Here is a 26,805-nt window from a genome sequence, read left to right on the forward strand (position 1 = left end):
GCTTCGCCGGGTCGCGCGCCGGCTGCCAGCCCAGCAGCTCCTCGCGCCCCAGCCACATGCCCTCTTGGCGCTTCGGCACGGGCAGCCCGGGAACCGTCGGCACCATGCGGATCGCGTCCTCCGGGCAGACCTCCACGCAGAAGCCACAGAAGATGCAGCGCGAATAGTCGATCTCGAAGCGTTCCGGATATTTCGGGTGTGCGGGATCGTCCGGGTCGAAACCGGCCTCGATCTCGATCACCTTCGCCGGGCAGACGGTCGCGCAGAGGTTGCAGGCAATGCACTGGGGCCGACCGTCCGGGCGCTGCGTCAGCACGTGCTTGCCGCGGTTGTGGCGCGCGTAGTCGGCCCGGATCTCCTCGGGATAATAGGCCGTCAGCGCGCCCTTGCTGCCGGTCATCCAGCGCTTCATGTTGCGCAGAAACACCCCGCCGGTGATCGACAGCCCCCGCAGCACCTCGAACAAGTAAAAGCCCTCCCACCAGCCGAGCTTCGGCTCGTTCCAGTACTTGCGCCGGCGGTCGACGACCTTCGGGCGTTTCTTGTCGTCCACTGGCTGTCCGTGTTGCGGCGCGTTCATATGCAATCCCCGCGCCACTGCAAAGAGAGAATCACGGTCTTCGCCCCCGTCCATCCCCCGCGTCCGGACAGTAGGGTGGGCCAAGCGCAGCGGGCCCACGCTCCTTCCAGCGGCAGTCTGTGGTGGGCCCGCTGCGCTTGGCCCACCCTACGGGGCTTCCGGTCTTCAAGCGCCTTCCCAACCTTCAACCGCGGGGCCCCGGACCCAAACGCCGCTGCAGACCACGCCCGGCCCATCACGACCCCAGCCCCCCGAGCGCCCACACGGCGATCGCGGTGACCAGCAGGTTGATCAGGGCCAGCGGCAGCAGAAAGCGCCAGGCAAAGCGCAGCAGCTGATCGTAGCGGAAACGCGGCAGGGACCAGCGCACCAGGATCAGGAAGCCGCACATCAGGAAGACCTTCACCCAGAACACGGTGACCTGCAGCAGCACGACCAGCACGTGGGGCAGCGCGACCTCCATGCCGCCGGGCAGGAGCAGGCCGGCATCGTTCATGTACGGCAGGTTGTAGCCGCCCAGGAACAGCGTGGTGAACAGCGCCGCAATGATCGCGATGTGGATGAACTCCGCGAACATGAACAGGCCCATCTTCATCGCGCTGTATTCGGTGAAGTAGCCCGCGATCAGCTCCGACTCGGCCTCGGGAAGATCGAAGGGAATGCGCTGGTTCTCCGCCTGCGCCGCGACCAGGAACAGGATCGCCGCGAAGGGCTGCAGGAAGATCCCCCAGGCCGGCAGGAAGCCGAACAGCAACTGCGACTGCTGCTCCACGATGGTAACCAGGTTCACCGTGCCGTAGATCAGGATCAGACCGATCACCGTCAGCCCCACCACCAGCTCGTAGGAGATCATCTGCGAGCCCGCACGCACCGCGCCGAGCAGGGAGAACTTGTTGTTCGAGGACCAGCCGGCCAGCATCGCGCCGATCACCGCGATGCCCCCCAGCGCGAACACGACCAGCAGGCCGGCGTCCAGCGGGGCCACCTGCATCGAGTAGCTGCGGTCGCCGAAGAACTCGGATGGCCCCTCGAACCAGCCGAAGAAGGTGCCGGGAACCAGTTCGCCACCGAAGGGAATCACCGCGAAGACGGCCAGCACCGGCACGAAGGCAAACCACGGCGCCAGCGCATAGGCCAGCCCGTCGTAGGAGTTCGGCTTCCAGTCCTCCTTCAGCAGCATCTTCATGCCGTCGGCGAGACCGTGGAACAGACCCCACCACACCAGCTTCACCTGGGTGAAGGGGATGCGCAGGTAGGCCCGGTTGGCCCCGATGCGGTCGGACATGATCGCGCTCTGCTTGCGCTCGACCCATGTCAGGATCAGCCCGACCGTCATCAGCATCAGCACCGCGTAGACGATGAAGGTACCGTGCACCACGAGGTCCTGGATCATGCGCGGCCCCTGGCGCCGCCGGGTGCGGCGAGCAGCGGGAAGAGGGTCTCGGCGTCGATCACGCCCTCCGGACGCGGCTGGCAGGGCTCGAAGGCGCTGACCACGCCCTCGAAGTTCGTGTAATGTCCGCGCCGCTCCGTCTGTATGCTGAGCGGAATGAAGACGTCGGCGTGACCGACCTCCGGCAGCAGCCAGGAGCCGAGGAACACGATCTTCGCACCGCGCGGGAGTTGGGCGAAGTCCACGCCCTCGCCCCACACCAGAATCAGGTCCGCATCCTCGCGGATCTCGGGCGCCTCGCTGCCGAACAGGTCCTGGGCGGCACGGGTGTTCGGGTTCTTGTCGGCACGGATCAGCAGCTCGTCCTCGACCACCTCGCCCTCTTCCGGAAGCTGGTCGGGCTTCACGAAGCTGGTGAAGCGGTCGCCCAGCGCATTCTGGAAGGCGCGCAGTTCCTCGTTCGAGGCCCAGCTCGACACCAGCGCGATGCGGCGGGTGGACTCCGCGATCAGCGCGCGCGTCGCCTCGATCGCCTCCATCATCGTGACCCCCGCCCCCTTCTGCAGCGCCTGTTCCGCCCGCGGACGTTCCAGCACTTCGCCCAGATCCCGGCCCCGGTTGCAGATCCAGGGGCCGTTCACACGCGGGTTCTCAAGCGGCGTTACGCGCAGGATCCGGGTATTTTGCGAGGGATCGAGCGTCTTCAGCTGCCATTCCGGCTTGCGATGCCACAGCTGCACGGTGCATCCCCGCGCGCAGCGGGGGCAGACGGAAGGCGTGGGTTCGAGGTACCAGACACGGGCCTGGTGAAGGAACGAGCGGGACAGCAGCGCCCCCACCGGGCAGATGTCGATCACGTTGTCCGAATAGGGATCGTCGTCCAGCGTCCGGTCCTCCGCCGGGCGGACCAGCGCCGAATCGCCGCGGTATTCAATGCCGAGCACGTTGGACTTCGACACCTCGCGAGTAAAGCGCACGCAGCGCGAACACAGAATGCAGCGCTCGTTGTCCAGTAGAATGCGGCTGGACAGGGGGTAGAACTTCGTGCCCTTGAGCTTCGGTTCGCGCGAGAGTGCGGGCTCGCCGTTGTAGGCGTAGTGGTAGTCCTGCAGCGTGCACTCGCCCGCCTTGTCGCAGATCCCGCAGTCCACCGGGTGGTTCAACAGGATGAACTGCAGCATCGCCTTGCGCTGGGCACGCACCGTCTCCGAGTCGGTCTCGATCCGCATGCCGTCCACCACCGGCATGTTGCAGGCGATGTTGACCCCGCGTCCCTCCTGCTCGACCAGGCACACGCGGCAGTTGCCGACGACCGACAGCTCCGGGTGCCAGCAGAAATGGGGCACGTAGAAACCGTTGGCCAGCGCCGCCTGCAGCACGGTGGGGTGCTCGCCGGTATCCACCGCCTCGCCGTTGATGAAGATCACTGGCACTCGAGGTTCCCTCCGAACTTCGAATGACCGTGTTCGATGTAGTAATCGAATTCGTCGCGGAAGTTGTCGAGCATCGCGGTCGCCGCGTAGCCGGCGGCGTCACCGAGGCCGCAGATGGTGGTGCCGTCGTTGAAACGGGCAATGTGATAGAGGGTGCCGATGTCCTCGGGACGGCCCTCGCCGGCCACGATGCGGTCGATGATGCGGTGCATCCAGCCCGTACCCTCGCGGCAGGGCGTGCACTGCCCGCAGGACTCGTGACGGTAGAAACGCAGCATGATCTGCAGCAGGCGGACCATGCAGGTCCCCTCCGCGATGACGATCATGCCGCCGGATCCGAGGGACGAGCCGGCCGCGCGCAGCACCTCGTGATCCAGCGTCATGCCCTCGACCTCGCCGGGGGTCAGCACCTTCGCGTCCATGCCGGTCATCACCTGCGAGGAGATGCCACCGGGGATCACCGCCTTCAGCGGCTTGTTGCAGAGCAGTCCCCCGCAGTCCTCGTGCAGGAACTTGGTCCAGGAATAGCCCAGTTCCACCTCGTAAACGCCGGGGTACCGGATGTGCCCTGAAATCGAGATCAAGCGCGTCCCCGGGCTCTTCTCGGTGCCGATCTCGCGGAAGGCCTGTGCCCCGTTGCGGATGATCCACGCCATGCTGGCGATGGTCTCGACGTTGTTCACCACCGTCGGTGCCTGGTACAGGCCGCGCACCGTCATGCGCGGCGGGCGGTTGCGCGGCCAGGCGCGGGTTCCCTCGATGGACCCCAGCAGCGACGAGGCCTCGCCGCACACGTAGGCGCCGGCCCCGCGAAAGACGAAGAGATCGCAGGAGAACCCGCTGCCGAGGATATTCTCGCCGAACAGCCCCTCCGCGTACGCCTCCTCCACCGCCGCGTCGAGCCGCCGCCAGGGCCGGTCGTATTCGCCGCGGATGTAGACGAAGGCGTGGCGCACACCGAGCGCATAACTGCCGAGCAGCATCGACTCCAGCAGCGCGTGCGGGTCGTGCTCGAGCACCCAGCGATCCTTGAAGGTGCCGGGCTCGCCCTCGTCCGCGTTCGCGATCAGGTAGTGCGGCTGACCGTCGTGCGGGTCGATGCCCTGCCACTTGCGTCCGGCCGGGAAGGCCGCGCCGCCGCGACCCTGAATGCCCGAATCGACGATCTCCTGGGTCACGTCCCTGGGCTGCATCGTCTTCAGCGCCTTGGCCAGTGCCTCGTAGCCGCCGCGCGCGCGATAGCCCGCCAGCGTGTGCGAGTCCGCGGTGATCTCGAAGCCCGTCAGCACCTTGCGACCGGTCATCTCAGTCCAGCCTCTCAAGCAATGCGTCCAGACCCGCGGGGTCCAGGTTCTCGTGATAGGCCTCGTTGACCATCACTACCGGTGCGGTGCCGCAGGCGCCCAGGCACTCGACGGTCGACAGCGTGAAGCGCCGATCCGGCGTGGTCTCGCCGGGCTGGATGCCCAGCCTCCCGCTGAGGTGGTCGAGCAGGCGCTCGGCACCGCGCATGGAGCAGGACACGTTGTGGCACACCTGCAGGTGCCAGCGGCCGATCGGCGCGCGGCGCAGCATACCGTAGAACGACAGCACCTCCTCGATCTGGATCCGCGGGACACCGAGATATTCGACCAGGCCCTCGATGTCGCCATCGGCGATATAACCTTGATCTTCCTGAATGCGCCTGAGGCACGGCAGCAGCAGTGTCGCATCGTGACCGGGCGGCAGCCGGGTCTTCAGGCGCTCGAACTCGGGGATCAGGTGCTTCACCGGTCGCACTCCCCGCCGATCATGTTGATGGTGCCGAAGGTGGAGACCACGTCCGCGAGCTGGTAGCCCTCCAGCAGTTTGTGCAGCCCGCCCATGTGCACGAAGCTCGGCGCGCGCACATGTACCCGGTGCGGGGTGCCGGTGCCGTCGCTTACCAGATAGAAGCCGAGTTCGCCGTTCGCCGCCTCGTGTGCCCGGTAGACCTCGCCCGCGGGCACCTGCGGACCGTCGATCACCAGCTTGAAGTGGTTGATCAGCGACTCGATCTCCGTGTACACGCGCTGCTTCTCCGGGAAGGTGCAGCGGCGGTCATCTACGTTGATCGGGCCTTCGGGCAGCATCTGCATCAGCTGGCGGATCATGTGCACGGACTCGTCCATCTCGCGCATGCGCACGTAGTACCGGTCGTAATTGTCGCCGTTGATGCCGACCGGCACGTCGAAATCGAGCTCGGAATAGGCGAGGTACGGCGTATCCCGGCGCAGGTCCCGCGCCGCGCCGGTGGAGCGCAGGATCGGGCCGGTGAAGCCCCAGTGGACCGCCTGATCGGTCGAGATCACCCCGACGTCGCGGGTTCGGTCGATGAAGATGCGGTTGCGGTCCATCAGCCCGTGGATGCGGCCGACGTATTCCTCGTACTGGTCGAGGATCTCTCCCAGGCGCTCCAGCCACCCCTCCGGCAGGTCGTGAGCGAGACCGCCGATCCGACCGTAGCTGTAGGTGACCCGTGCCCCGGTCAGGTCCGCAAGGTGCTCGTAGATCCAGTCGCGGATGGTCATCAGGTACAGGAAGGCGGTCATCGCGCCCAGCTCCATCACCGAGGCGGCGATGCAGGTCATGTGATCCGCGATGCGCGAATACTCGGAAAGCAGCGTGCGCAGATAGCGGGTACGCGGCGTGATCTCGACGCCCATCAGGGTCTCGACGGCGTCGCAGTAGGCAAAGTTGTTGATCAGCGCCGAGCAGTAGTTCAGGCGGTCCACGAAGGGGATCAGCGTGTGCCAGGTGTGCGCCTCGCACTCCTTTTCGAAGCCCCGGTGCAGGTACCCGCAGTGCACATCGGCACGCACGACCTTCTCGCCGCTGAGTTCGGCAATGATCTGCAGCGTTCCGTGGGTCGCCGGGTGCGACGGTCCGATGTTCACGATCACGCCGTCCTCGGTGGACGGCCGGTCGAAGGCGGCGCGCACCGGGTTCGGCAGGGTCTCTTCGTTATCCCGCATCGTCATCGACCCGCCGCCGTCGCAGATGCCACCTTCGCGGGAAGGGGCCTCGTGGGAGCGGCCTCTGGCCGCGATCTCCGAACCGTCACCGAGTCTCGAAAACCATCGCGGCCAGAGGCCGCTCCCACGGGGGGCGCTCCCACGGGGGGCGCTCCCTCGGGAAGCGTTCGCAGAAGTGCCGAGACAATCACTCGCGGTACCTCACCAGTGGCTGCTCGCGCCCCTTCGGGTAGTCCTTGCGCAGCGGATGCCCCTCAAAGCCCTCGTAGAGCAGGATCGGGCGCAGGTCGTCGTTGCCCCGGAAGCGGATGCCGAGCATGTCGTGGCACTCCCGCTCCATGTACGCCGCGGCACCGAACAGCGGCACCAGCGTGTCCACCACCGGATCCGTCCCGGAAACGGCCGTCTTCAGCCGCACCCGCACGTGGTCGCGGGTGGAATAGAGGTGGTAGACCACGTCGAAGCGCGGGTCGCGACCCGGCCAATCCACCGCGGTCACATCCAGGAAGAGATCGAAGCCGAAACCGTCCTTGAGCAGCTTCACGGTATCCAGCAGGGCCTCGCGCGGAATCTGCACCGCAAGCAGGCCGTGGGCGAAGGTGGCTTCGCGTCCCTCGTCCGCGAGCCGCGAGCGCAGCCTTTCGAGCAGATCGTCGGGCATCCCTAGAACCGGTCGTTGACGATGGGGTGACTGGATCCGGCGATCTTTTCCTGCAGCTGCATGATCCCGTCGATCACCGACTCCGGTCGCGGCGGACAGCCTGGAATGTATACGTCCACCGGGATGATCTTGTCGATGCCCTGCAGGGCCGCATAGTTCTGGTAGAACCCGCCGCTGGTTGCGCAGACGCCGAAGGCCATCACCCACTTCGGCTCGCACATCTGCTCGTAGACCCGGCGCAGGACCGGCGCCTGCTTGTGCGTGATCGTGCCGACCACCATCAGGAGATCGGACTGCCGCGGCGAGAAACGCGGCAGTGCGGCGCCGAAGCGGTCGGTGTCGTACATCGTGGAGCTCACTGACATGAACTCCATCGCGCAGCAGGCGGTGACGAACGGATAGGGAAACAGCGAGAACTTGCGCGCCCAGCCGACCAGCTCGTCCTTGCGGGTGGTCAGGTACTCGAAGGCTCCGGTCTTCTCGTGGTCGTGATTCATGCAACCCCCGCTTCGGAACCGTAGGGTGGAAAGAGCCGAAGGCGGCCATCGGCCGTGCCGGCACATGCGCCGAACACGGTCGCGTTCCGCCGGCGGATCGCGCTGCACTGTTTCGCCTTGTACACAGACCGGGTCATGCGCGCACGTCCTCGAGCAGTCCGGACTTCCACACATAAAGCACCAGCAGCACCAGCAGCAGCAGGAAGAACCCGAAGACCAGCAGCAGCGTACCGGTCAATGGCTGTGCGCCCAGTGCCCACATGAACAGGAAGACGGTCTCCAGTTCGAACAGGATGAAGACCACCGCGATACCGTAATACTTCACGGGCACGGCCTTCACGTTCAGCCGGTCCACCGGCTCCGCCCCGCACTCGAAGGCTTCCAGCTTCGTGGCAGTGGCCGCGGGCTTCGGACCCAGCGCGCGGTTGACCAGAAGCATCACCGCAACGAACCCGAGGATCGCCAGCAGATAGAGCAGGAAGATGGCGTAGGAATTCACGGCAGAAAGCGGCCCCCGTTTGCTGATCCCTGCTGGGCGTAACCCGGGCACGCCCCCCGAATGCAACCACGCGCAGTGGGTGTTGCCCACCCGATGATTTGTGGGGGAGCTTAGACATTTCTCACCGCAGAATCCACTCCGCGACCCCGCCCGCCTCGACCACGGGGATCGCCGGAGTCGGATCAGACCATCCGGTCGGCGTCCAGAGCCGCGAGAAAGGCGGCGGAGTCACGCCGGATCGCGTCGCGGCGTTCCCCCGACATGCGGTCCAGCGTGCGGTAGGGCATTGCCATCCGGGGATTCGCCGCAAGGCGCTCGCGGTTGTCCATCAGGAAGTTCCAGTAGAGGAAATTGAACGGGCAGGCCCTCTCTCCCAGCTTCGTCTTCGGGCTGTAGGCACAACCGGCACAGTAATCGGACATGCGGTCGATGTAGGCGCCGGAGGCGGCATAGGGCTTCGAACCCAGCAGCCCGCCGTCGGCGTGCAGGGCCATCCCGTGCGTGTTCGGCAGCTCCACCCACTCGAAGGCATCGGCGTACACCGCGAGGTACCACGCCTCCACCTCGGCCGGCGCGATCCCCGTGAGCAGGGCGAAGTTGCCGGTGATCATCAGCCGCTGGATGTGGTGCGCATAGGCGTTGCGACGCGTCGCCTCCACGGTTGCGCGCACGCACCGCATCCGGGTCTCGCCGGTCCAGTAGAACGCGGGCAGCGGTCGCTGCGCGTCGAGAAAATTGCTGTCCGCGTACTCCGGCATCAGCAACCAGTACAGCCCGCGCACGTACTCGCGCCAGCCGAGGATCTGGCGCACGAAACCCTCGACGGCCGCCAGCGGTGCCCGCCCCTCTCGCCAGGCATCCAGCGCGGACTCGCAGACCTCCCGCGGCGCCAGCAGCCCGATGTTCAGATACGGCGAGAGCACCGAATGGAACAGGAAGTCGCCACCGTCACGCATCGCGTCCTGGTAGTCGCCAAAGCCTGGCAGGAACCTGTCCACGAACTCGCCGAGGGCCGCGAGGGCATCCTCCCGGGTGACCGCCCAGCCGAAGCCGTCCAGATCGCCGAAGTGTTCGCCGCAGCGCTCACGCACCAGATCCAGCACCGCCGCGGTCACCGCGTCGGGTGGAAACCGGCGGCGCGGTGGGGTCCGGAGATTTTCCGGCAGGGCCTTGCGGTTGTCGCTGTCGTAGTTCCAGCGTCCGCCCTCGGGTTCGCTCCCGTGCATCAGCCAGCCCGTTTCGCGGCGCATCTCGCGATAGAAGAATTCCATGCGCAGGCTCTTGCGTCCCTGCGCCCAGCGCCGAAAGCGTTCCTGCGTGCAGAGAAAACGGGCATCCTCCCGGATTTCGACCGGGATTCCGAGGGCCTCCTTCCAGCCCTGCATCATCGCCAGCACCCGCCATTCGCCCGGCGCGGTGACGATCACCCGATCCGCCGCATGCCGCGACAGCGCGCGGCGCACTTCGCCGCCAAGGGAACCGGTGTTGTCCTGTGCATTCAGCCGCACGTAGTCCACCGGGATGCCCTCGGCACGCAGCATCGCGGCGAAGTGCCGCATTGCCGACAGGATCAGCACGATCTTCTGTCGGTGGTGGCGCACGTAGGTGGTCTCTTCGTGCACCTCCACCATCAGCACCACATCGCGCGTGGCGTCCAGCCCGTCCAGCGCGCTTACGGCGCGGCTCAGCTGATCGCCGAGCACCAGACGCAGGTTCCTCATCGGCGGGCGCGCGAGGCGGAGCGGTGCGTCCTGCGGCAGCGCTCCGAGCAGTAACGCACCTCGTCCCAGTGCGCACGCCACTTGCGCCGCCAGCTGAAGGGTCGACCGCAGTGGGCGCAGATGCGAGTGGGCAGGTCGGACTTGCGGCGCGTTCGTGGCATCGTGGCCTCGCCGTTCGGTACAGGTGGAGCGGAGCGCTTCGGGAGAGGACCAGCTACAGTTGCGCGTTCGCGATCCCTGCCCGGGCGCCGGGCGCCAGGCGTCAGTCGCGCCCCGCGCGCAGGACTCCGCGCTGACTGGTCTGGATGAATTCGAGCAGCACCCGGACCTCGGGGATCGTGGTCTCGGCCAGCAGGCGCTCCAGCCGGGCCTTGCGGTCGCCGTGGCCGCGCAGCACCTCGGCGAAGGCCCGGTGAAGACCCTGGATGCTGGCATCACTGAATCCCTGGCGGCGCAACCCCACCTTGTTGATGCCGATCAGGCGCGCGTAGTTGCCGCTGGCCAGGCAATACGGCGGCATGTCCCGATTCAGCGCCGAGCCCATGCTGGTGAAGGCATGCGTTCCGATCCGGCAGAACTGATGCACCAGGGTGAATCCGCCAAGCGTGCAATGGTCCTGGACCTCCACATGCCCCGCCAGGGAGGCGGCATTCGCGAAGGTGATGTTGTTGCCGACGATGCAGTCGTGGGCGATATGCACGTAGGCCATGATGATGTTGTCGTGGCCGATCACGGTCTCGCCGCCGCCCTTTTCCGTGCCGCGGCTCAGCGTGACCGACTCGCGAATCATGTTGCGATCGCCGATCACCAGCCGCGTGGGCTCGCCGCGATAGCTGCGATCCTGGGGCGCCTCCCCGATGGAGGAAAACTGGTAGATGTGGTTCTCCCGCCCGATTTCCGTGGGACCCTGGATCACCACATGCGAGGCAATCCGGGTGCCCGCCCCGATACGCACATTGGGGCCGATCACCGAGAACGGGCCGATCTGTGCCGAGGCGTCGATCTCTGCACTGGGATGCACGTCGGCGCGCGGGTCGATCACGAATCGATTTCCTTGCCCGCACACATCAGGTCGGCCGTGCAGCACACGGATTCGCCGACACGCGCCTCGGCGGTGAAGCGCCAGATGCCGCGGACGGTTCTTACGTGCTCCACACGCAGGTGGAGCTGGTCCCCCGGTTCCACCTGGCGTCGGAAACGGGCCTGGTCGATACCGACGAACAGATAAAGCTGCTTCTTGTCCTGGTTCACGCCGCGGTGTTCCTCGGTCTTGAACGCGAGCAACCCGGTGGCCTGAGCCAGGGCCTCCAGGATCAGCACCCCCGGCATCACGGGCTTGATCGGAAAGTGCCCCTGAAAATAGGGTTCATTGATACTGACGTTCTTCACGGCCTCCAGGTAGCGTCCCGGCTCATAATCGACCACGCGGTCGACGAGGAGAAAGGGATATCGATGCGGCAGGTATCGCATCACCTCCATTATGTTGAAACCTTCCACGTCGCGATCCTTTTTACCGTCAGTCGAATGACGCCCGGTGCGGAACCGGACCTCCCCACGGCCCGCTAGCGCTCCGACCGGCCCAGCCGCCGCAGGGCGGCCAGGTTGCGATTCCAGGCGCGGGCCTCCTGGTGTGGCACGCCGGAGGCGTAATGCCCGGACTCCACGATCGAGCGCGTCACCAGGGTCATCGCGTGGATGGTCACGTAGTCCGCGATCTCGAGGTGCCCGAGTATACCGGCTCCTCCGCCGATTGCGCAGTGGCTGCCGATGCGGGCGCTGCCCGCAATTCCCGCGCAGCCGGCAATGGCCGTGTGGGCACCAATCTGGACGTTGTGGGCGATGTGCACCAGGTTGTCGATCTTCACCCCGTCGCCGATCACGGTGTCGTCGAGGGCGCCGCGATCGATGGTGCTGTTGGCACCGATCTCCACATCGTCACCGATGCGCACGCGGCCCAGCTGCTCGACCTTGATCCAGCGACCATCCTCCTGCGCCAGGCCAAAGCCGTCGGCACCGATCACGGCGCCGGGATGAATGATCACCCTGCGCCCGATCGCGGTGTCCTCCAGCACCACGCAACGGGGGTACAGATAGCCCCCTGCGCCAATCTCGGCCCCGGCGCCGATGAAGACCCCGGCACCGACGTACACCCCCGAGCCGATGCGGGCCCCGGCGCTGATGGTGGCCCCGGCGCAGATGCGCGCCGAGGCCTCCACGTCGGCATCGGGATCGACACGGGCGCCGGCCTCGATCCCTGGACCAAAGACGCGGCGTGAATGCAACAGGGTGCTCAGATGTGCGAAGACCGCATGCGGGCTGGCGACCAGCACGTAGCTGCGGGAACCGCAATCGAGCCCATCCACGGGGACGAGATCCCGCTGCAGCAGCACGATGCCTGCGCGCGAGGACTGCACCGCATCGATGTGCCGGCGGCTCACCGCAAAGGCAATGTGCCGCTCGCCGGCCCGGTGCAGAGGTGCGAGCCCGTGCCCCCTGCGCCCGGGATCGCCGACGACCTCGCCGCCGAAGCGCTCGGCGATCTCTGCCGCCGAAAGCCCCCGCTCAGCGGAGCTGCTGCATGGCGGCGATGATGTCATCCGTGATATCGATCCGGTCGCTGGCGTACAGCACGTTGCGCTCAGTCACGATCAGGTCAACGTTCCGTTCCCGGGCGAGTTCGATGATGGCGTCGTTGATCAGCCGCTGCAGTTTGGCGAGTTCCTCGTTGCGGCGCACGTTCAGATCCTCGGTGAAGCTCTCCTGGGCCCGCCGGAACTCGCGGGAGCGCGAGGTGAATTCCCGCTCGAGGTCCGCGCGCTGGTTCGCGGTCATCAGATCCCCCTCGCGTTCGAGCTGGTCACGAAGCCGTTGCAGTTCCTCTCGTTCCGACACCAACTCGGAATCCCGGGGCGAGAACTCCTTCTCGAGTTCGCGCATCGCCTCCTCCGCCTGCGGGGAGTCCTCGAGGATGTTGTTCATGTTCACGAACGCGACATTCTGCGCGGCCAGCGTTCCCGGCAGCAGCAGCGCGGCCAGCGCCAGCGCGCCTCCAAGGATCCCGGTTATTCTCTTCATGCCCCCCTCCTGTCTGCAGGGTGGTGTCGATTGCGGCTTCAGACCCGGCTCAGAAACTGGCCCCGAGAAGGAACTGGACGTTCTGGATGTCGTCGCCCGGCTCGTCGCGCAGCGGTTCGCCATAGCTGAAGCTCAGCGGACCCACCGGTGACATCCAGGTCAGCGCCAGGCCCGCGGAGGCCCGCAACTCATCCGTCTCGAAGTCATCGAAGCGCTCGTAGACCTGTCCCGCATCCACGAACGCGCTCATGCGCACCGATTCGTTCTCCGCCGCGAGCGGCAACGGGAAGAAGAGCTCGGCCGAGGCCGTGGTGCGAAAGGCACCGCCGAACGGCTCGTCGTTGCTGTCCCGGGGCCCGAGGCTGTTGTCTTCGAAGCCACGAACCGAGCGGATGCCCCCCGCGAAGAAGTGCTCGAAGAACGGCAGCGTGTCGGTCCCACCATAGCCCTCACCGTAACCCAGGCCAAGCGACAGGCTCAGCGAGTAGTCGTCCGACAGCTTGAAGATCTCCTGACCCTTGTAGGTGAGGCGGTAATACTGCAGGTCGCTCCCGGGCAACGCGACGTCCGCACCCAGCCGGTGCCGGCGGCCGGAGGAGGCGAAGATCACCCGGTCGCGGGTGTCATGGGTGTAGGAGATCTCGGTCGAGAAGATGTCGTAGCGGTCACCCTCGAGTTCGAGGAAGTCGGTGATCTCCACCGGGGTGGTATCGACGGTCAGGATCTCGATGTTCTCGTAGCCCGGCTTGATGTTGAGGGTGTCGAACTCCGAGAACGGAATCCCGTAGGTCACGTCGGCGCCGAAGCGGTTCGAGGTGAACCGCGAGATGTTCGCCTCCTCCGCGTCGATCTTCTGGTAAAAGACCGAGAAACCACGCGTCGCGCCATGGATCGAGTAGTGCGGGTTCAGTACGCTGACGTTGAACAGCTGCGAGACCTGGCTGTTGCTGAGCGAGATCGTCACGCGGTTGCCGCTCCCCATGAAGTTGTCCTGACTCAGGCTGGCGGTCAGCAGGATTCCCTGGCTCTGGGAGAAGCCCGCCCCCAGCGACAGGGCGCCGGACAGGCGTTCCCTGACCGTGACCTCGAGGTCGACCTGGTCCTCGGTCCCCGGCACCCGGCGCGTCTCGAGGTTCACGGTCTCGACGAAGGGCAGGCGCTGCAGACGGGTGCGCGAGCGGTCGACCAGATCGCCGTTAAACCACGCGCCTTCCATCTGTCGCATCTCCCGCCGGTAGACGGTCTCCTGGGTCCGCGCATTCCCCGTGATGGTGATCCGCCGCACGTAGACGCGGGGCCCCGGGTCCACGAAGAACGTCAGCCCCACCTGCTGGCCCTGCTCGTCCACCTCCGGGATCGGGTTCACGTTGGCGAAGGCGAAGCCCTCCACCCCCAGGCGGCGGGTGATCCGCTCCGCCGAATCCACCACCTGCCTGCGCGAGAAGATCTCGCCCGATTCCACCTCGATCAGTTCTTGCAGCTCCTGCGCCGGCACCACGAGGTCCCCCGCGAGGTTCACCTCTCCGATCCGGAATTGCTCGCCCTCGTCGACGTTGATGGCGATGTAGATGTCGCGCCGGTCCGGGGTCAGCGTGACCTGAGTGGAGTCCACCTCGAAATTCAGGAATCCCGCATCCAGATAGCGCGACCGGAGCCGCTCCAGGTCCCCGGCGAGTTTCTCGCGCGAGTAATTGTCCCGCCGGCTGAGGAAGGCCCACCACGGAGGCACGCCCGATTCAAACCTGCGCGTGATCTCGCGGTTGTCGAAGGCATCGTTGCCCACGACGTTGATCTTGCGGATCTTCGCGACCTTGCCCTCCGCGATCGTGATGTCGACGTCGACACGGTTGCGCGGCAACTCGGTGATCTCGATATCGATCTCCACGTTGTAGCGGCCGCGGGCCAGGTACTGCTGGCGCAGTTCGTTCTCGATCTGGTCGAGCACCGTGCGGTTGAACACGCGCCCGGGCTGCAGCCCCACCCCTTCCAGTGCCTCGGTCAGACCCTCTGAGGGAATGTCGCTGTTGCCACTGAAGCGGATCTCGTTGATCGCCGGGCGTTCCTCGACGATCACCACCAGCACGTCGTCGCGCCGGGCGAGTTCGACATCGGCGAAGAATCCGGTCTGGTACAGGTCGCGGATGACCTCGGGGCTGCGGGCATCGTCGAAGACATCCCCGACCTGCACCGGCAGATAGGTCAGGGCGGTGCCCGCGGTGATGCGCTCCAGGCCCTCGATCTCGATGTCCTCGATCACATAGGACTGTGCCCAGATAACACCGGAGGCCAGCAGCAGCCCGGCCAGCATCAAACCGCGCACGAGGTGTCGAGTCATGTCCTTTGCCAAGTCGATGGGTGCGCTGCCGCCCGGCTCAGCCGAGCAGACGCGCGAAGTCGTTGTAGAACGCGAGCAGCATCAGGGCCGCGATCGCGAGCAGGCCCAGTTGCTGACCGATCATCTGAGTCCGCTCGGAGAGGGCGCTGCCCTTGATCCACTCCGCCACGTTGTACATCAGGTGGCCGCCATCGAGCACGGGAATGGGCAGCAGATTGATGATACCCAGCGACACACTGACCAGGGCGAGGAAGCCGAGGAAGGCAGTGGCGCCGATGATCGCGGTCATTCCTGCATACTCGGCGATTGTAACCGGTCCGGCGATGTTTTTGACCGAGGCCTCGCCGGTGACCATGCGCCAGAGAACGCGCAGCGTGAGGAGGCTGACCTCCCAGGTCCGGGCCGCACCACTGACGAGTCCCTCCACCGGACCGAGGCGCACCAGCGTGGAGACCTCCTGCATCTGCGGCTGATCCGCGTCGACGCCGGCGCCGATGCGTCCCCGTCGCTCCCCGTCGATCTCGACCTCCGCGGGAACCACGCGCAGATCCAGCTGGCGGTCTTCGCGCTCGACCCGAAGTTCGAGCGCCTCGCCGGGAGCGGCCTGGATCCGCTCGACCCAGTCCGCCCAGGAGTCCACCGGTTCGCCGTCGACGGCGAGCACACGGTCGCCCGACTGCAGACCGGCCTCGGCCGCGGGGCTGCCGCGTTCCACGCTGCCGATCAGGGGCTCCAGTTCCGGCCGGTAGGGGCGTATGCCCAGCCGTCCGAGGAACTGGCCCTCGCCCAGCAGATCCCGGCGGTTCTCGAGGGGAATGGTTCGCCGGATCTCGCGCCCGTCGCGATCAAGGACCGTGATCTCCACTGCGTCGGCCCGGACCGCGTGATCGAGCAACCTCAGGTTGGCCTGGTCCCAGTCCTGAACCTGGCGGTCACCCACCATCACGATCTCGTCGCCGTGCTGGAGCCCTCCTGCGGCGGCCGCACTCGTGGGGTCGACCTCGCCGACGATCGGTTTCAGTCCCGGCACCCCGATCATGAACATCGCCGCGTAGGCGACGATGGCAAACAGAAAATTGGCCAGGGGACCCGCCACGACCACGAAGTTGCGCGCGCCGAGACGTTTGCGGTTGAAGGCGCGATGCGCCTCGGTCTCGGCCACTGGCGCCTCGCGCTCGTCCAGCATCTTCACGTAGCCGCCCAGCGGGATCGCGGCGATCACGAACTCAGTGCGGTCACGACCGAACATCCGCCGGTAAATCGGCCGGCCGAATCCGATGGAGAAGCGCAGAACCTTCACACCCATCAGGCGCGCGGCCAGGAAATGGCCATATTCGTGGATGGTCACGAGTACGCCAATGGCCACGATGAAGGCGACAAGGCTGGTCAGAATGGTCATTCGCTCATCAAGTCACGGCCTGCTGCCGTATCGGTGCACCCATTGGCCTGCATAGTCCCGCGCCTCGGCGTCGGCCGCAAGAATCCCCTCGAGCGAGTCCGCGGGGCTCGAGGTCACCGCATCCAGCGTCGCAGCGATGCCCTGCGCGATTGCCGGAAAGCGGATCCGGCGTTCCAGGAAGGCCTCCACCGCCACCTCGTTGGCCGCATTGAGAATCGTGGTGGCCGTTCCGCCCGTTTCAAGAGCATGGTACGCGAGGGCGAGGCACGGAAACCGCTCGAACGACGGCGGCGTAAAATCCAGACGGCCCACCGCGAACAGGTCCAGCGGACTCACGCCCGAATCCATGCGCCGCGGCCAGGCAAGGGTATGCGCGATCGGGGTGCGCATGTCGGGGTTGCCCAGCTGCGCCAGCACCGATCCGTCCGCATAGGCGACCATCGAGTGCACGACGCTCTGCGGATGCAGCACGACCCGGATCGAATTCGGCTCCAGCGCGAACAGCCAGCGGGCCTCGATCACCTCGAGCCCCTTGTTCATCATCGTGGCCGAATCCACCGAGATCTTGCGCCCCATGTCCCAGTTCGGATGGGCGCAGGCCTCCTCCGGCGTGATCTCGCCGAAGCGCTCCAGCGCGCGCTCGCGAAAGGGCCCCCCGGAGGCGGTCAGCCAGATGCCTTCCGCACCACACGACCGCATCGCATCGCCGCAGGTATAACCCTCGGGGAGGCACTGAAAGATCGCGTTGTGCTCACTGTCCACCGGCAGCAGCTTCGCGCCGCTTCGGGCCACCGCATCGATCAGCAGCGCTCCGGACATCACCAGCGCCTCCTTGTTCGCGAGCAGCAAACGCTTGCCGGCCTCGGCGGCCGCGAGAGTCGGCAGCAGACCGGCGGCACCGACGATGGCGGCCATCACCACGTCGACCTCGGGCCCCGAAACCACCTCGATCAGGGCGTCGACGCCGACCTGGACCTCCGTTGGGACGCCCGCACGCCGGAGCAGATCGCGCAGTGCCGCGCCCGCCTCCGGATCCACCATCACCGCCACCGCCGGGCGGTGTATCAGGCACTGCTCGGCGAGCTTCTCGACATTGCTCTGTGCGGTCAGGGCGTGGACCTCGAAGCGCTCGGGATCCCGTGCCAGCACGTCCAGGGTACTGACCCCGATGCTGCCCGTGGACCCCAGGATGGTGACCCGTTCCGCCCCCATCTCAGTGGCTCGCCGGCGCCAGCAGCGCGGTCCAGAGCAACCCCAGCAGGAAGATCGGGGCCGCCGCCGTCAGGCTGTCGACGCGGTCGAGGATCCCGCCGTGCCCGGGCAGCAGGGCGCCGCTATCCTTGGCGCCCGCCTCGCGCTTGAGCACGCTTTCCTGCAGATCACCGGCCACGGACACCAGCGCGACCACCACGCCCAGCAGGCCGAAGACCAGTGCGTCGATCTCGGACAGCCCAAACAGCCACGCGCCCCCCAGGGCGACCACGATCGCACCGAGCAGCGCGCCGAACAGGCCCTCGCGGGTCTTTCCGGGACTGATCTCCGGGGCCAGCTTGCTGCGGCCGAACCTGCGTCCCACGAAATAGGCAGCGCTGTCCGCAGCCGCGACCAGCGCGATCAGGTAGAGCACCAGGCTCGGCGCCTGGTCGTGCAGCCAGAGCAGTGCGATTCCTGCCGGGACCAGGGTCAGCAGGCCGCCCGTGCGCAGGAGAAAGCGGCCCGATGGCCGCGCCGACAGGCCGGGACTGTACCAGGCGAGCCCGACGAACACGAACACCCACCAGATCAGCGCGAGGGCCAGGGCGCCGAGGTGCCAGACCGACCACCCTGCGGTCCACCACAGCAGCATCAGGAGGGCCAGCAGTGCCGGGATCGCGGCGGCAAAGGTGGCCCGGCTCCCGGCCGAGGCGAAGCCCGCCAGCTGTGCCCATTCCCGGGCGCCGAGGCCCACGACCAGCAGGATGAAGAGTCCGAAGAGCCATGGCGGCGCCAGCAGGATCAGCACGATCAGCGGCACCGCAATGGCCAGCGCGGTGAGCACCCGCTGCCTAAGCATGGGCGGCGCTCCTGGGTTCGCTGGTCCGGCCGAAGCGGCGCTGGCGCCGGGCATAGGTGTCGAGTGCCTCCTGGAGTTCCGCCTCCCCTGTCTCGGGCCAGAGTGCATCCAGGAAACAGAGTTCGGCATAGGCCGCCTGCCAGAGCAGGAAGTTGCTGATCCGCTGCTCGCCACCGGTCCGGATCAGCAGATCCAGCTCCGGCAACCCGGCCGTGCTCAGGAAGGCCTCGAAGGCCTCGGGATCCGGATCCGGGCCGGAACTCTGCCGGGCCCAGCGCAGCGCCGCCTGCAGGATGTCCCAGCGACCGCCGTAACCAAGGGCCACCACCAGCGTCATGGTGTCGTTCGCGGCAGTCTGCGCCTCTGCCTCCCCCATGCGCGACCGCAGGTCCCGCGGAAATTGCTCGCGCGCGCCGATGAAGCGCAGCCGGATCCCCTTTTCGCGCAGCTCGGGGAGTTCCTCCTCGATCGCCGTGACGAAGAGTTCCAGCAGCGCTTCCACCTCGGCCTGCGGCCGTTGCCAGTTCTCGCTGCTGAAGGCGAACAGGGTCAGCGCGCGCACCCCCCGGTTCGCGAAGAACTCCACCGCCCGGCGGGTTGCCTTCAGACCCGCCCGGTGACCCGCGCTGCGGGGGAGGCCGCGCGCCTCGGCCCAGCGGCCGTTGCCGTCCATGATGACGGCGACGTGCGCGGGGATGCGGCCAGTCTCGACGGAATCCGGGGCCATCGACGCCAAGGAGGTCAAACCTCCATCAACTCCGCTTCCTTCTCCGCCAGCATCTGGTCGATGCGGGCGATGTGGTCGTCGGTCAGCTTCTGCACGCGCTCCTCGCCCCGATGCTCCTCGTCCTCGGAGATCTCCTTGTCCTTGACCTCCTGCTTCAGGCTGTGATTCACGTCCCGGCGGATATTGCGGATGGCCACGCGCGCATTCTCCGCCTCGGCGCGCACGACCTTCACCAGGTCCCTGCGCCGCTCCTCGGTGAGCGCCGGCAGCGGGACCCGGATCACGGTACCGGCCGTCGCCGGATTCAGCCCGAGGTCGGAGGTCATGATCGCCTTCTCCACCTTGCCCACCATGTTCCGCTCCCAGGGCGCCACGGTCAGCGTGCGGGCATCCTCCACGTTCACGTTGGCGACCTGATTGATCGGCACCTCCGAGCCGTAATACTCGACCATCACATGGTCGAGCAGGCTGGTGTGTGCACGGCCCGTGCGGATCTTGGTGAATTCCGAACGCAGTGATTCCAGCGTCTTGTCCATGCGCTGGCTGGCATCCTTGAAGGTGGCTTCGCTCATTTTCCGGTCCCCTCGACCAGGGTGCCCACGTCCTCGCCCATCACCAGGCGCCGGAGGTCCCCCCTGGCAAACATGTTCATCACCCGCAGCGGCAGGTTGTTGTCGCGGCACATCACCAGTGCGGTCGTATCCATCACACCGAGCCTCCGCTCGAGGGCCTCGTCGAAACTCAGGTGCTCGAGGCGGCGGGCATCGCGGTGCCGCATCGGATCGGCGTCATAGACGCCGTCCACCTTGGTGGCCTTGATCATCAGTTCGGCGTTGATCTCGATCGCGCGCAGGCTGGCGGCGGAATCGGTGGTGAAGAAGGGATTTCCGGTGCCGGCCGCGAACACGACGATACGCCCCTTCTCGAGGTGCCGCACCGCCCGGCGGCGAATGTAGTCCTCGCACACCTGGTTGATGCGGATGGCGGACATCACGCGGCAGAAACGCCCGTTGCGCTCGATCGCGTCCTGCAGTGCCAGCGCGTTGATGACCGTGGCCAGCATCCCCATGTGGTCACCGGTGACGCGGTCCATGCCGCCCTCGGCAAGCCCGGCGCCGCGAAAGATGTTGCCACCGCCGATCACGATGCCGATCTCGATGCCGAGGCCCGACAGCTCCGACACCTCGCCGGCCACCTGGTCCAGCACGCCGGGGTCGACCCCGTAGTCCTGCGCCCCCATGAAGGCCTCGCCGCTCAGCTTCAGAAGAATGCGCTTATACGTCGGCTGGCCTGACTGGCTCATGGGGCCCCTCGATAGCAGTTGAACGCTGCCCTGCGGCGGGACGGCGGCTGCACCGAGCCCACCGCAGGGATCGGATCAGGCGCCTCGCGCCTGCGCCATCACTTCCTCGGCGAAGTTCTCCGACTTCTTCTCGATGCCTTCACCGACTTCGTAGCGAACGAAGCCCGCAACGCGGGCACCCCGCTCCTTCAGCAGCTGGCCGACCGTCTGGTCCGGGTTCTTCACGAATGGCTGCCCGACCAGCGTCACCTCACCCAGGAATTTGCGGATCCGGCCCTCGATCATCTTCTCGACGATCTCCGGCGGCTTGCCCGACTCCTGGGCCTGCGCGCGGAAGATCCCGCGCTCCTTCTCCACCGTCTCCGCCGGCACCTGGTCCGCGTCGACGCAGATCGGCCGGCTGGCCGCGATATGCATCGCGACATCCCTGGCCAGTTCCTCGTCGCCGCCTTCGAGGCTCACGAGGACGCCGATACGGGTCCCGTGCAGGTAGGCCCCGAGCGGACCGACGCCATGCATCCGATCGAAGCGCCGCACCCGGATGTTTTCGCCAATCCGGGCAACGAGTGCCGCGCGGCGTTCCTCCAGACTCTGACCCTCGATCCGTACGGCCATCAGGCCGTCGACATCCGCAGCGTCCGAGGCCAGCGCCGCCCGGGCGCACTCGACGGCAAACTGCTGGAAGTGCGCGTCCTTGGCCACAAAATCGGTCTCGGAGTTGACCTCGATGATCACGGCGCGGGGGCCCTCGATGGCAATCTCGATCCGGCCCTCGGCCGCGATGCGCCCGGCCTTCTTGTCGGCCTTGGCCTGGCCGGACTTGCGCATCAGCTCAATCGCGGCCTCGAGGTCGCCCTCAACCTCGGTGAGTGCCTTCTTGCACTCCATCATCCCGGCGCCGGTGCGCTCGCGCAGCTCCTTGACCTGAACAGCAGTGATCTGCATGAAAAGACTCCTGAAATGGGGCCGGCAGCGCGCTCGCGCTGCGGCCGGCGGATACGTGTTTAGGATTCGGTGCCGGTCTCGGCGGCGGCGAACTCCTCCTCCTGGACTGCGGTCGCGCCCGCGCCCTTGGCCTCGATGATGCTGTCCGCAATCGCCGCCACGTAGAGCTGGATTGCGCGCATCGCGTCATCGTTGCCGGGGATCACGTAGTCCACCCCGGAAGGCGGGTTGTTCGAATCGACGATGGCCACCACGGGGATGCCGCGCTTGTTGGCCTCGGCCACCGCGATCTTCTCGTAACCGACGTCGATCACGAACATCGCATCCGGCATCCGGTTCATGTCCTTGATGCCGCCCAGGCTGCGCTCGAGCTTGTCCTGCTCGCGCACCAGCATCAGGGCCTCCTTCTTGTTCAGGCGGTCGATGCTGCCGTCCGCGCGCATCGCCTCGATGTCCTTGAGGCGCTTGATCGACTGCTTGACGGTGTTGAAGTTCGTCAGCATGCCGCCGAGCCAGCGGTGGTTCACGTAGGGCATGTTGCAGCGCCGCGCCTCCTCGCCCACCACGTCGCGCGCGGAGCGCTTGGTGCCGACGAAGAGGATCTTGCCGCCGTCAGCGGCCACCTTGCCCAGGAAGTTCAACGCATCGTTGAACATCGGCAGGGTCTTTTCGAGATTGATGATGTGGATCTTGTTGCGCTCGCCGAAGATGTACGGCGCCATCTTCGGGTGCCAGTAACGGGTCTGGTGGCCGAAGTGCACACCGGCCTCCAGCATCTGACGCATGGTCACGTAGGACATGAGTGTTTCTCCTGAAAGGGTTGGGCCTCCACGTATCCCGGACTGCAACCCGCCGCGCTGGACGGGCACCCAACAGGCCGTGACGATACGTGTGCGGATTTAGGGTTTTCATTGCCCTGAGGGCGCGCGCTTTATAGCATATGAAGCCACTCCAAACCAAGCTCGCGCGCCCCTTCCAGCGGTGCGCGATCGGATTTTGCCCATGGCAGTCACCATCAAGAGCGCTGACGAGATCGAGCGCATGCGGGTCGCGGGCCGCCTGGCCGCGGAGGTGCTCGAGATGATCGCCCCGCACGTCGTGGCCGGCGTGACCACGGACGAGCTCGATCGCATCTGCCACGACTACATCGTGGACCATCAGAAGGCGATACCGGCGCCCCTGAACTACCGGGGTTTCCCGAAGTCGATCTGCACCTCCGTCAACCATCAGGTCTGCCACGGCATTCCGGGTGACCGCATGTTGAAGAACGGCGACATCCTCAACATCGACATCACCGTGATCAAGGACGGCTACCACGGCGACACCAGCCAGATGTTCTCCATCGGCAAGCCCAGCATCCAGGCGCAGCGGGCCATCGATGTCGCCCGCGCCTGCCTCTACCTCGGCATCCGGGAGGTCCGCCCGGGCGCCACGCTGGGGGATATCGGCCACGCGATCCAGACCTACGCCGAGTCCAACCGATGCTCGGTCGTGCGCGAGTACTGCGGTCACGGGATCGGCCGTGTCTTTCATGAAGACCCGCAGGTACTGCATTACGGCAAGCCGGGCACCGGTCTGCGCCTGGAGCCGGGCATGTGTTTCACCATCGAACCGATGATCAACGCCGGCCGGCGGCACACCCGGCTGCTCGCCGACGGCTGGACCGCGGTCACCAAGGACCACAGCCCCTCCGCACAGTGGGAGCACACGATCCTGGTCACCAGCGATGGCTTTGACATCCTGACCCTGCGCACCGGAGAGACCCCTCCCCAGGCGCTCGCGGCATGAACGCCGTGGAGCCGGTCCCGGGCGGATCGGAGTTCACCCCCGATGGACCCTCTCTCGAGGAGCTTCGAGCCAATTCCCGCGACACCGCGCGCTTCCGCGAACACCGGCGCGCCATCGTCTCGGGTCTGAGCCGCGGCTTCGAGACCGGGGCCGACATCGACGCGCTGATCCACGGCCACGCGGCGCAGGTGGATGCGCTGCTCACGCTGATCTGGGAGCAGCACGGCCTCGGCCACGGCGAAGCCCTGTGTCTGGCGGCAGTGGGCGGCTACGGGCGCGGCGAGCTGCACCCATCGTCGGACATCGACATCCTGATCCTCGCCGAGCCCGAATCCGAGGCGGAACACGCGGAGACCATCAGCCGGTTCGTCACCTTCCTGTGGGACATCGGCCTGGAGGTCGGGCACAGCGTGCGCAGCATCGCGGAATGCGAGCGCGAGGCGGAGAACGACATCACCATCGCAACCACGCTGTTCGAGGCCCGGCTTCTGGTGGGTCCCGAGGCGATGTACGACCGGTTCCGCGACGCCATGCAACCGGATCGGCTCTGGGATTCGCGGTCATTCTACGCCGCGAAGCTCGCGGAGCAGCAGACGCGTCACCAGCGCTTCGGCGAAACCGCCTACCGGCTCGAACCCAACGTGAAGGAGGGTCCCGGAGGGCTGCGCGACATCCAGATGATCGGCTGGGTCAGCAAGCGGCACTTCGCGGCCGAAAAGCTCCGCGAGCTGGTGGACCACGGTTTCCTGCGCGAGGGGGAGTTCCGCGACCTGATCGAGGGCCAGCGCTTTCTCTGGAAGGTCCGCTTCGCCCTGCACATGCTCACCGGTCGCCGGGAGGACCGCCTCCTCTTCGACCTGCAGCGCGCGCTCGCCAGCACCTTCGGCTTCACCGATCAGCACGAGAACCTGGGCGTCGAGCAGTTCATGCAGCGCTATTTCCGCACAATCTGCGAATTACAGCGCCTGAACGAGCTGCTGCTGCAGCACTTCAACGAAGCCCTGCTGGAGGACCCGGCCTCGCTGCAGGAGCCGAAGCGGATCCACCAGCGTTTCCAGGTGCGGGGCGGGTACCTGGAGCTGGTGCACGACCAGGTGTTCATGATCTATCCCCCGGCCCTGCTCGAGGTCTTCCACCTGATCCAGACCCATCCGGAGATCCTGGGCATCCGCGCATCGACCATCCGCCTGATCCGTGCCCACCTGCACCTGATCGACGGGCAGTTCCGGCGCAACCCGGTCTGTCGCAGGCTGTTCATGACGATCCTGCGCGCGCCGCAGGGCGTCACCACGGAGCTGCGCCGGATGAACCGCTTCGGCGTCCTGGGCGCCTACATTCCGGCCTTCGGGCGCATCATCGGCCGGATGCAGTACGACCTGTTCCACGCGTTCACCGTCGACGAGCACACGCTGAACGTGGTGCGCAATGCCCGCAGGCTGTTCATCCCTGACTTCCATCACGAACTGCCACTGGCCAGCGACATCGCCGCACGGATCGAACGGCCGGAGCGCCTGATCCTGGGCGCCCTGTTTCACGACATCGCCAAGGGCCGCGGCGGCGATCACTCCGAACTGGGTGCGCTGGATGCCCTGCACTTCTGCCAGCACCACGGGCTCGGCGACGAGGACTCCGCCCTGGTGAGCTGGCTGGTGCGCTCCCACCTGCTGATGTCCCTGACGGCCCAGCGCCGGGACATCTCCGACCCGGAAGTGGTGCTTGGCTTCGCGCGCGAGGTGCGGACCCTGGAGCGGCTCGACCTGCTCTATCTGCTGACCACCGCCGACATCCGCGGCACCAACCCGGCGCTATGGAACAGCTGGAAGGATTCCCTGCTGCAGACCCTCTACCATGCGACGGTGGCGGTGCTGGAGCGGGGGCTGGACACCCCGCCGGATGTCGACGAGCAGATCGGGGAGACCTGCAGCCAGGCCCTCCGACTGCTGGCGCGGCGTGGCCTGAACGAGGAGACGGTGGAGGCGATCTGGAGCGAGTTCGAGGTCGAATACTTCGTCCGGCACTCGGCCGACGAGATCGCCTGGCATACCCGTGCCCTCGCCGGGATCAGGGATTCCGACCTGCCGCTGGTACTGGTTCGTCACGAGACACCACGCGGCAGCACCGAGATCTTCGTCTACGCGGAAGACTGCCCGAAGCTCTTCGCCCGAATCGCGAACAGCCTTACGCAGCTGGGTCTCGACATCGTCGACGCGCGCGTCATCACCACTCACTGCGGGCACACGCTGGACACCTTCATGGTGCTGGAGAGCATGGGACACGCGGTGGAGCCGGGGTTCCGGGTCGACGAGATCCGCTCCGTGCTCCGCGAACGGCTGCTCGACCCGAGTTTCGACCACCACCCGGTGGAGCGCAGCCTGCCACGACGGCTGAAGCACTTCGACGTCGACACGCGGGTCAGCTTCAGTCCCGGTGCGCCCGGCACCAGCACACGGATGAACGTCCGCGCACTCGATCGGCCCGGGTTGCTGTCAACGATCGGCTGCGTCTTCGCCGACCACGGCATCAACGTGCGCACGGCCAGGATCAGCACCGCCGGAGAGCAGGCGGAGGACCAGTTCCTGCTGGTCAACGCCGACGGGGGGTCGCTCAGCACGGAAGAGGAGCAGGCGCTGCGGGAACGCCTGCTCGAGGAGATCTGAGCCCGGGGGCACGCGCTGTATCGGAGGATGGGCGGAATGGCGTCCCCGGCAGGATTCGAACCTGCGACCTGCCCCTTAGGAGGGGGCCACTCTATCCAGCTGAGCTACAGGGACTTGGTGTCAGTATAACGCGCGACGGCGCCGGGCAAAGAGGCCCGTCCCGATCACCAGGCCGGTGCGCCACCACTACCCCGCACCTGCGGGGTTTTGCATGCCGGGCGTCCCGTTTGCGGAGAATGGGTGCAGAGGGAGACGCGGATGGCTACAACGGACAGGAACCTGAACAGCAACGGGTGCACATCGATGCGTGCCGGTGACTCGGCGCGCGAGGCCGTGCGGCTCCTGGAGCCGCTGATCGGGGTCCGCGGCCAGTACGGCGAACGTACGCTGGAGCTGGTTGAGGTCCTCGCGGAGGGGCCGCATGTCGCGGTTCTGGATGCGAGTTCCGGACCTCGCATCCAGACGAACCAGTACGGCGATCCCCTGACCCGCCAGCCGCGCATCCTGACGCTCCCCGTGTTCAGCGAGATCGAGGCGGATGCCCACCCGGTGCTCCGTGCGCTGCTTCCGGACGCGATCCTGGCAGAGCTGCGGCGCCTGATCGAGGCCCCCGGGGACCCGCCGCCCGAGCAAGGCATGGTGTAGGAGGCCAGCCCTCCGGGCGACGAGTCTTTCCGGCACGGGACCGGCGCGAGGGCTCGCCTCCCACGGGAGGGGTGGCTGTGGGAGCGGCTTCCAGCCGCGAT

General features: G+C 66.6%; 27 protein-coding genes and 1 tRNA gene. 3 read left to right on the plus strand and 25 right to left on the minus strand.

The window, feature by feature from the left end; translation table 11 throughout:
- From ACESMN_RS09440 to rpsB, 24 genes are all read right to left on the minus strand, one after another.
- A partial coding sequence (locus tag ACESMN_RS09440) for a NuoI/complex I 23 kDa subunit family protein (RefSeq protein WP_373053347.1) occupies nt 1-580 on the minus strand: 580 nt, incomplete at its 3' end.
- 235 nt (nt 581-815) lie between these two features.
- Entirely contained in the window at nt 816-1,973 is a 1,158-nt protein-coding gene (locus tag ACESMN_RS09445) for a complex I subunit 1/NuoH family protein (RefSeq protein WP_373053348.1), read from the minus strand.
- Entirely contained in the window at nt 1,970-3,406 is a 1,437-nt protein-coding gene (locus tag ACESMN_RS09450; RefSeq protein ID WP_373053349.1) for a 2Fe-2S iron-sulfur cluster-binding protein, read from the minus strand. The genes ACESMN_RS09445 and ACESMN_RS09450 overlap by 4 nt, the downstream gene beginning before the upstream one ends.
- Nucleotides 3,397-4,710 (minus strand): NADH-quinone oxidoreductase subunit NuoF, encoded by a 1,314-nt coding sequence (nuoF, locus tag ACESMN_RS09455; RefSeq protein ID WP_373053350.1) that lies wholly within the window; start codon nt 4,708-4,710, stop codon nt 3,397-3,399. Before nuoF ends, ACESMN_RS09450 begins: the two co-directional genes overlap by 10 nt.
- Before the next feature lies 1 nt (nt 4,711).
- On the minus strand, nt 4,712-5,176 hold the full coding sequence (nuoE, locus tag ACESMN_RS09460) for an NADH-quinone oxidoreductase subunit NuoE (RefSeq protein WP_373053351.1): 465 nt from the start codon (nt 5,174-5,176) through the stop codon (nt 4,712-4,714).
- On the minus strand, nt 5,173-6,405 hold the full coding sequence (gene nuoD, locus ACESMN_RS09465) for an NADH dehydrogenase (quinone) subunit D (RefSeq protein ID WP_373053352.1): 1,233 nt from the start codon (nt 6,403-6,405) through the stop codon (nt 5,173-5,175). The genes nuoE and nuoD overlap by 4 nt, the downstream gene beginning before the upstream one ends.
- A gap of 181 nt (nt 6,406-6,586) precedes the next feature.
- Nucleotides 6,587-7,060, minus strand: coding sequence for an NADH-quinone oxidoreductase subunit C (locus tag ACESMN_RS09470; protein WP_373053353.1), 474 nt, complete (start codon nt 7,058-7,060; stop codon nt 6,587-6,589).
- 2 nt (nt 7,061-7,062) lie between these two features.
- Nucleotides 7,063-7,557 carry an NADH-quinone oxidoreductase subunit B gene (locus ACESMN_RS09475; RefSeq protein ID WP_373053354.1) on the minus strand — a complete coding sequence of 165 codons (495 nt, stop codon included), beginning with the start codon at nt 7,555-7,557 and terminating at the stop codon, nt 7,063-7,065.
- Between the two features lie 133 nt (nt 7,558-7,690).
- Nucleotides 7,691-8,056: an NADH-quinone oxidoreductase subunit A gene (locus tag ACESMN_RS09480; RefSeq protein ID WP_373053355.1), complete on the minus strand. Its 366-nt coding sequence runs from the start codon at nt 8,054-8,056 to the stop codon at nt 7,691-7,693.
- Nucleotides 8,057-8,238: 182 nt separating this feature from the next.
- Complete coding sequence (locus ACESMN_RS09485; protein ID WP_373053356.1) at nt 8,239-9,777, minus strand: cryptochrome/photolyase family protein; 1,539 nt, start codon at nt 9,775-9,777, stop codon at nt 8,239-8,241.
- Complete coding sequence (locus tag ACESMN_RS09490; protein ID WP_373053357.1) at nt 9,774-9,938, minus strand: DUF2256 domain-containing protein; 165 nt, start codon at nt 9,936-9,938, stop codon at nt 9,774-9,776. The genes ACESMN_RS09485 and ACESMN_RS09490 overlap by 4 nt, the downstream gene beginning before the upstream one ends.
- 101 nt (nt 9,939-10,039) lie before the next feature.
- The gene (lpxA, locus tag ACESMN_RS09495; protein ID WP_373053358.1) at nt 10,040-10,819 is read right to left on the minus strand and encodes an acyl-ACP--UDP-N-acetylglucosamine O-acyltransferase; all 780 of its coding nucleotides are present in this window, start codon (nt 10,817-10,819) and stop codon (nt 10,040-10,042) included.
- Nucleotides 10,816-11,256, minus strand: a complete 441-nt coding sequence (fabZ, locus tag ACESMN_RS09500; protein ID WP_373053371.1) for a 3-hydroxyacyl-ACP dehydratase FabZ — start codon at nt 11,254-11,256, stop codon at nt 10,816-10,818. The genes lpxA and fabZ overlap by 4 nt, the downstream gene beginning before the upstream one ends.
- An 83-nt stretch (nt 11,257-11,339) precedes the next feature.
- On the minus strand, nt 11,340-12,374 hold the full coding sequence (gene lpxD / locus ACESMN_RS09505) for a UDP-3-O-(3-hydroxymyristoyl)glucosamine N-acyltransferase (protein WP_373053359.1): 1,035 nt from the start codon (nt 12,372-12,374) through the stop codon (nt 11,340-11,342).
- Nucleotides 12,340-12,852 carry an OmpH family outer membrane protein gene (locus ACESMN_RS09510; protein ID WP_373053360.1) on the minus strand — a complete coding sequence of 171 codons (513 nt, stop codon included), beginning with the start codon at nt 12,850-12,852 and terminating at the stop codon, nt 12,340-12,342. Before ACESMN_RS09510 ends, lpxD begins: the two co-directional genes overlap by 35 nt.
- A 49-nt stretch (nt 12,853-12,901) precedes the next feature.
- Entirely contained in the window at nt 12,902-15,187 is a 2,286-nt protein-coding gene (gene bamA, locus ACESMN_RS09515) for an outer membrane protein assembly factor BamA (protein WP_373053361.1), read from the minus strand.
- A 37-nt stretch (nt 15,188-15,224) separates the two neighbouring features.
- Complete coding sequence (gene rseP / locus ACESMN_RS09520) at nt 15,225-16,586, minus strand: RIP metalloprotease RseP (protein WP_373053362.1); 1,362 nt, start codon at nt 16,584-16,586, stop codon at nt 15,225-15,227.
- Between the two features lie 12 nt (nt 16,587-16,598).
- On the minus strand, nt 16,599-17,798 hold the full coding sequence (gene ispC / locus ACESMN_RS09525; RefSeq protein ID WP_373053363.1) for a 1-deoxy-D-xylulose-5-phosphate reductoisomerase: 1,200 nt from the start codon (nt 17,796-17,798) through the stop codon (nt 16,599-16,601).
- A 1-nt stretch (nt 17,799) separates the two neighbouring features.
- Nucleotides 17,800-18,639, minus strand: a complete 840-nt coding sequence (locus ACESMN_RS09530) for a phosphatidate cytidylyltransferase (RefSeq protein ID WP_373053364.1) — start codon at nt 18,637-18,639, stop codon at nt 17,800-17,802.
- Entirely contained in the window at nt 18,632-19,366 is a 735-nt protein-coding gene (uppS, locus tag ACESMN_RS09535; RefSeq protein ID WP_373053372.1) for a polyprenyl diphosphate synthase, read from the minus strand. Before uppS ends, ACESMN_RS09530 begins: the two co-directional genes overlap by 8 nt.
- 14 nt (nt 19,367-19,380) lie before the next feature.
- Nucleotides 19,381-19,938, minus strand: a complete 558-nt coding sequence (frr, locus tag ACESMN_RS09540; protein WP_373053365.1) for a ribosome recycling factor — start codon at nt 19,936-19,938, stop codon at nt 19,381-19,383.
- Nucleotides 19,935-20,669 (minus strand): UMP kinase, encoded by a 735-nt coding sequence (pyrH, locus tag ACESMN_RS09545; protein WP_373053366.1) that lies wholly within the window; start codon nt 20,667-20,669, stop codon nt 19,935-19,937. Before pyrH ends, frr begins: the two co-directional genes overlap by 4 nt.
- 75 nt (nt 20,670-20,744) lie before the next feature.
- A complete protein-coding gene (gene tsf / locus ACESMN_RS09550; RefSeq protein WP_373053367.1) occupies nt 20,745-21,614 on the minus strand; it encodes a translation elongation factor Ts in 870 nt (289 codons plus the stop codon).
- A 59-nt stretch (nt 21,615-21,673) separates the two neighbouring features.
- Nucleotides 21,674-22,414, minus strand: coding sequence for a 30S ribosomal protein S2 (rpsB, locus tag ACESMN_RS09555; protein WP_373053368.1), 741 nt, complete (start codon nt 22,412-22,414; stop codon nt 21,674-21,676).
- A 202-nt stretch (nt 22,415-22,616) separates the two neighbouring features.
- Here rpsB and map point away from each other — a divergent pair, with 202 nt between their 5' ends.
- On the plus strand, nt 22,617-23,402 hold the full coding sequence (gene map, locus ACESMN_RS09560) for a type I methionyl aminopeptidase (RefSeq protein WP_373053369.1): 786 nt from the start codon (nt 22,617-22,619) through the stop codon (nt 23,400-23,402).
- On the plus strand, nt 23,399-26,059 hold the full coding sequence (glnD, locus tag ACESMN_RS09565) for a [protein-PII] uridylyltransferase (protein WP_373053370.1): 2,661 nt from the start codon (nt 23,399-23,401) through the stop codon (nt 26,057-26,059). Before map ends, glnD begins: the two co-directional genes overlap by 4 nt.
- 37 nt (nt 26,060-26,096) lie before the next feature.
- Here glnD and ACESMN_RS09570 read toward each other — a convergent pair.
- Nucleotides 26,097-26,173, minus strand: a tRNA-Arg gene (locus ACESMN_RS09570).
- Between the two features lie 189 nt (nt 26,174-26,362).
- On the opposite strand from ACESMN_RS09570, the gene ACESMN_RS09575 reads away from it, so the two are divergent.
- Nucleotides 26,363-26,704 carry an ATPase gene (locus ACESMN_RS09575; protein WP_373053373.1) on the plus strand — a complete coding sequence of 114 codons (342 nt, stop codon included), beginning with the start codon at nt 26,363-26,365 and terminating at the stop codon, nt 26,702-26,704.
- Nucleotides 26,705-26,805 lie beyond the last annotated feature (101 nt).

The sequence above is a fragment of the Thioalkalivibrio sp. genome (assembly GCF_041690275.1).
Classification (GTDB): domain Bacteria; phylum Pseudomonadota; class Gammaproteobacteria; order Ectothiorhodospirales; family Ectothiorhodospiraceae; genus Thioalkalivibrio.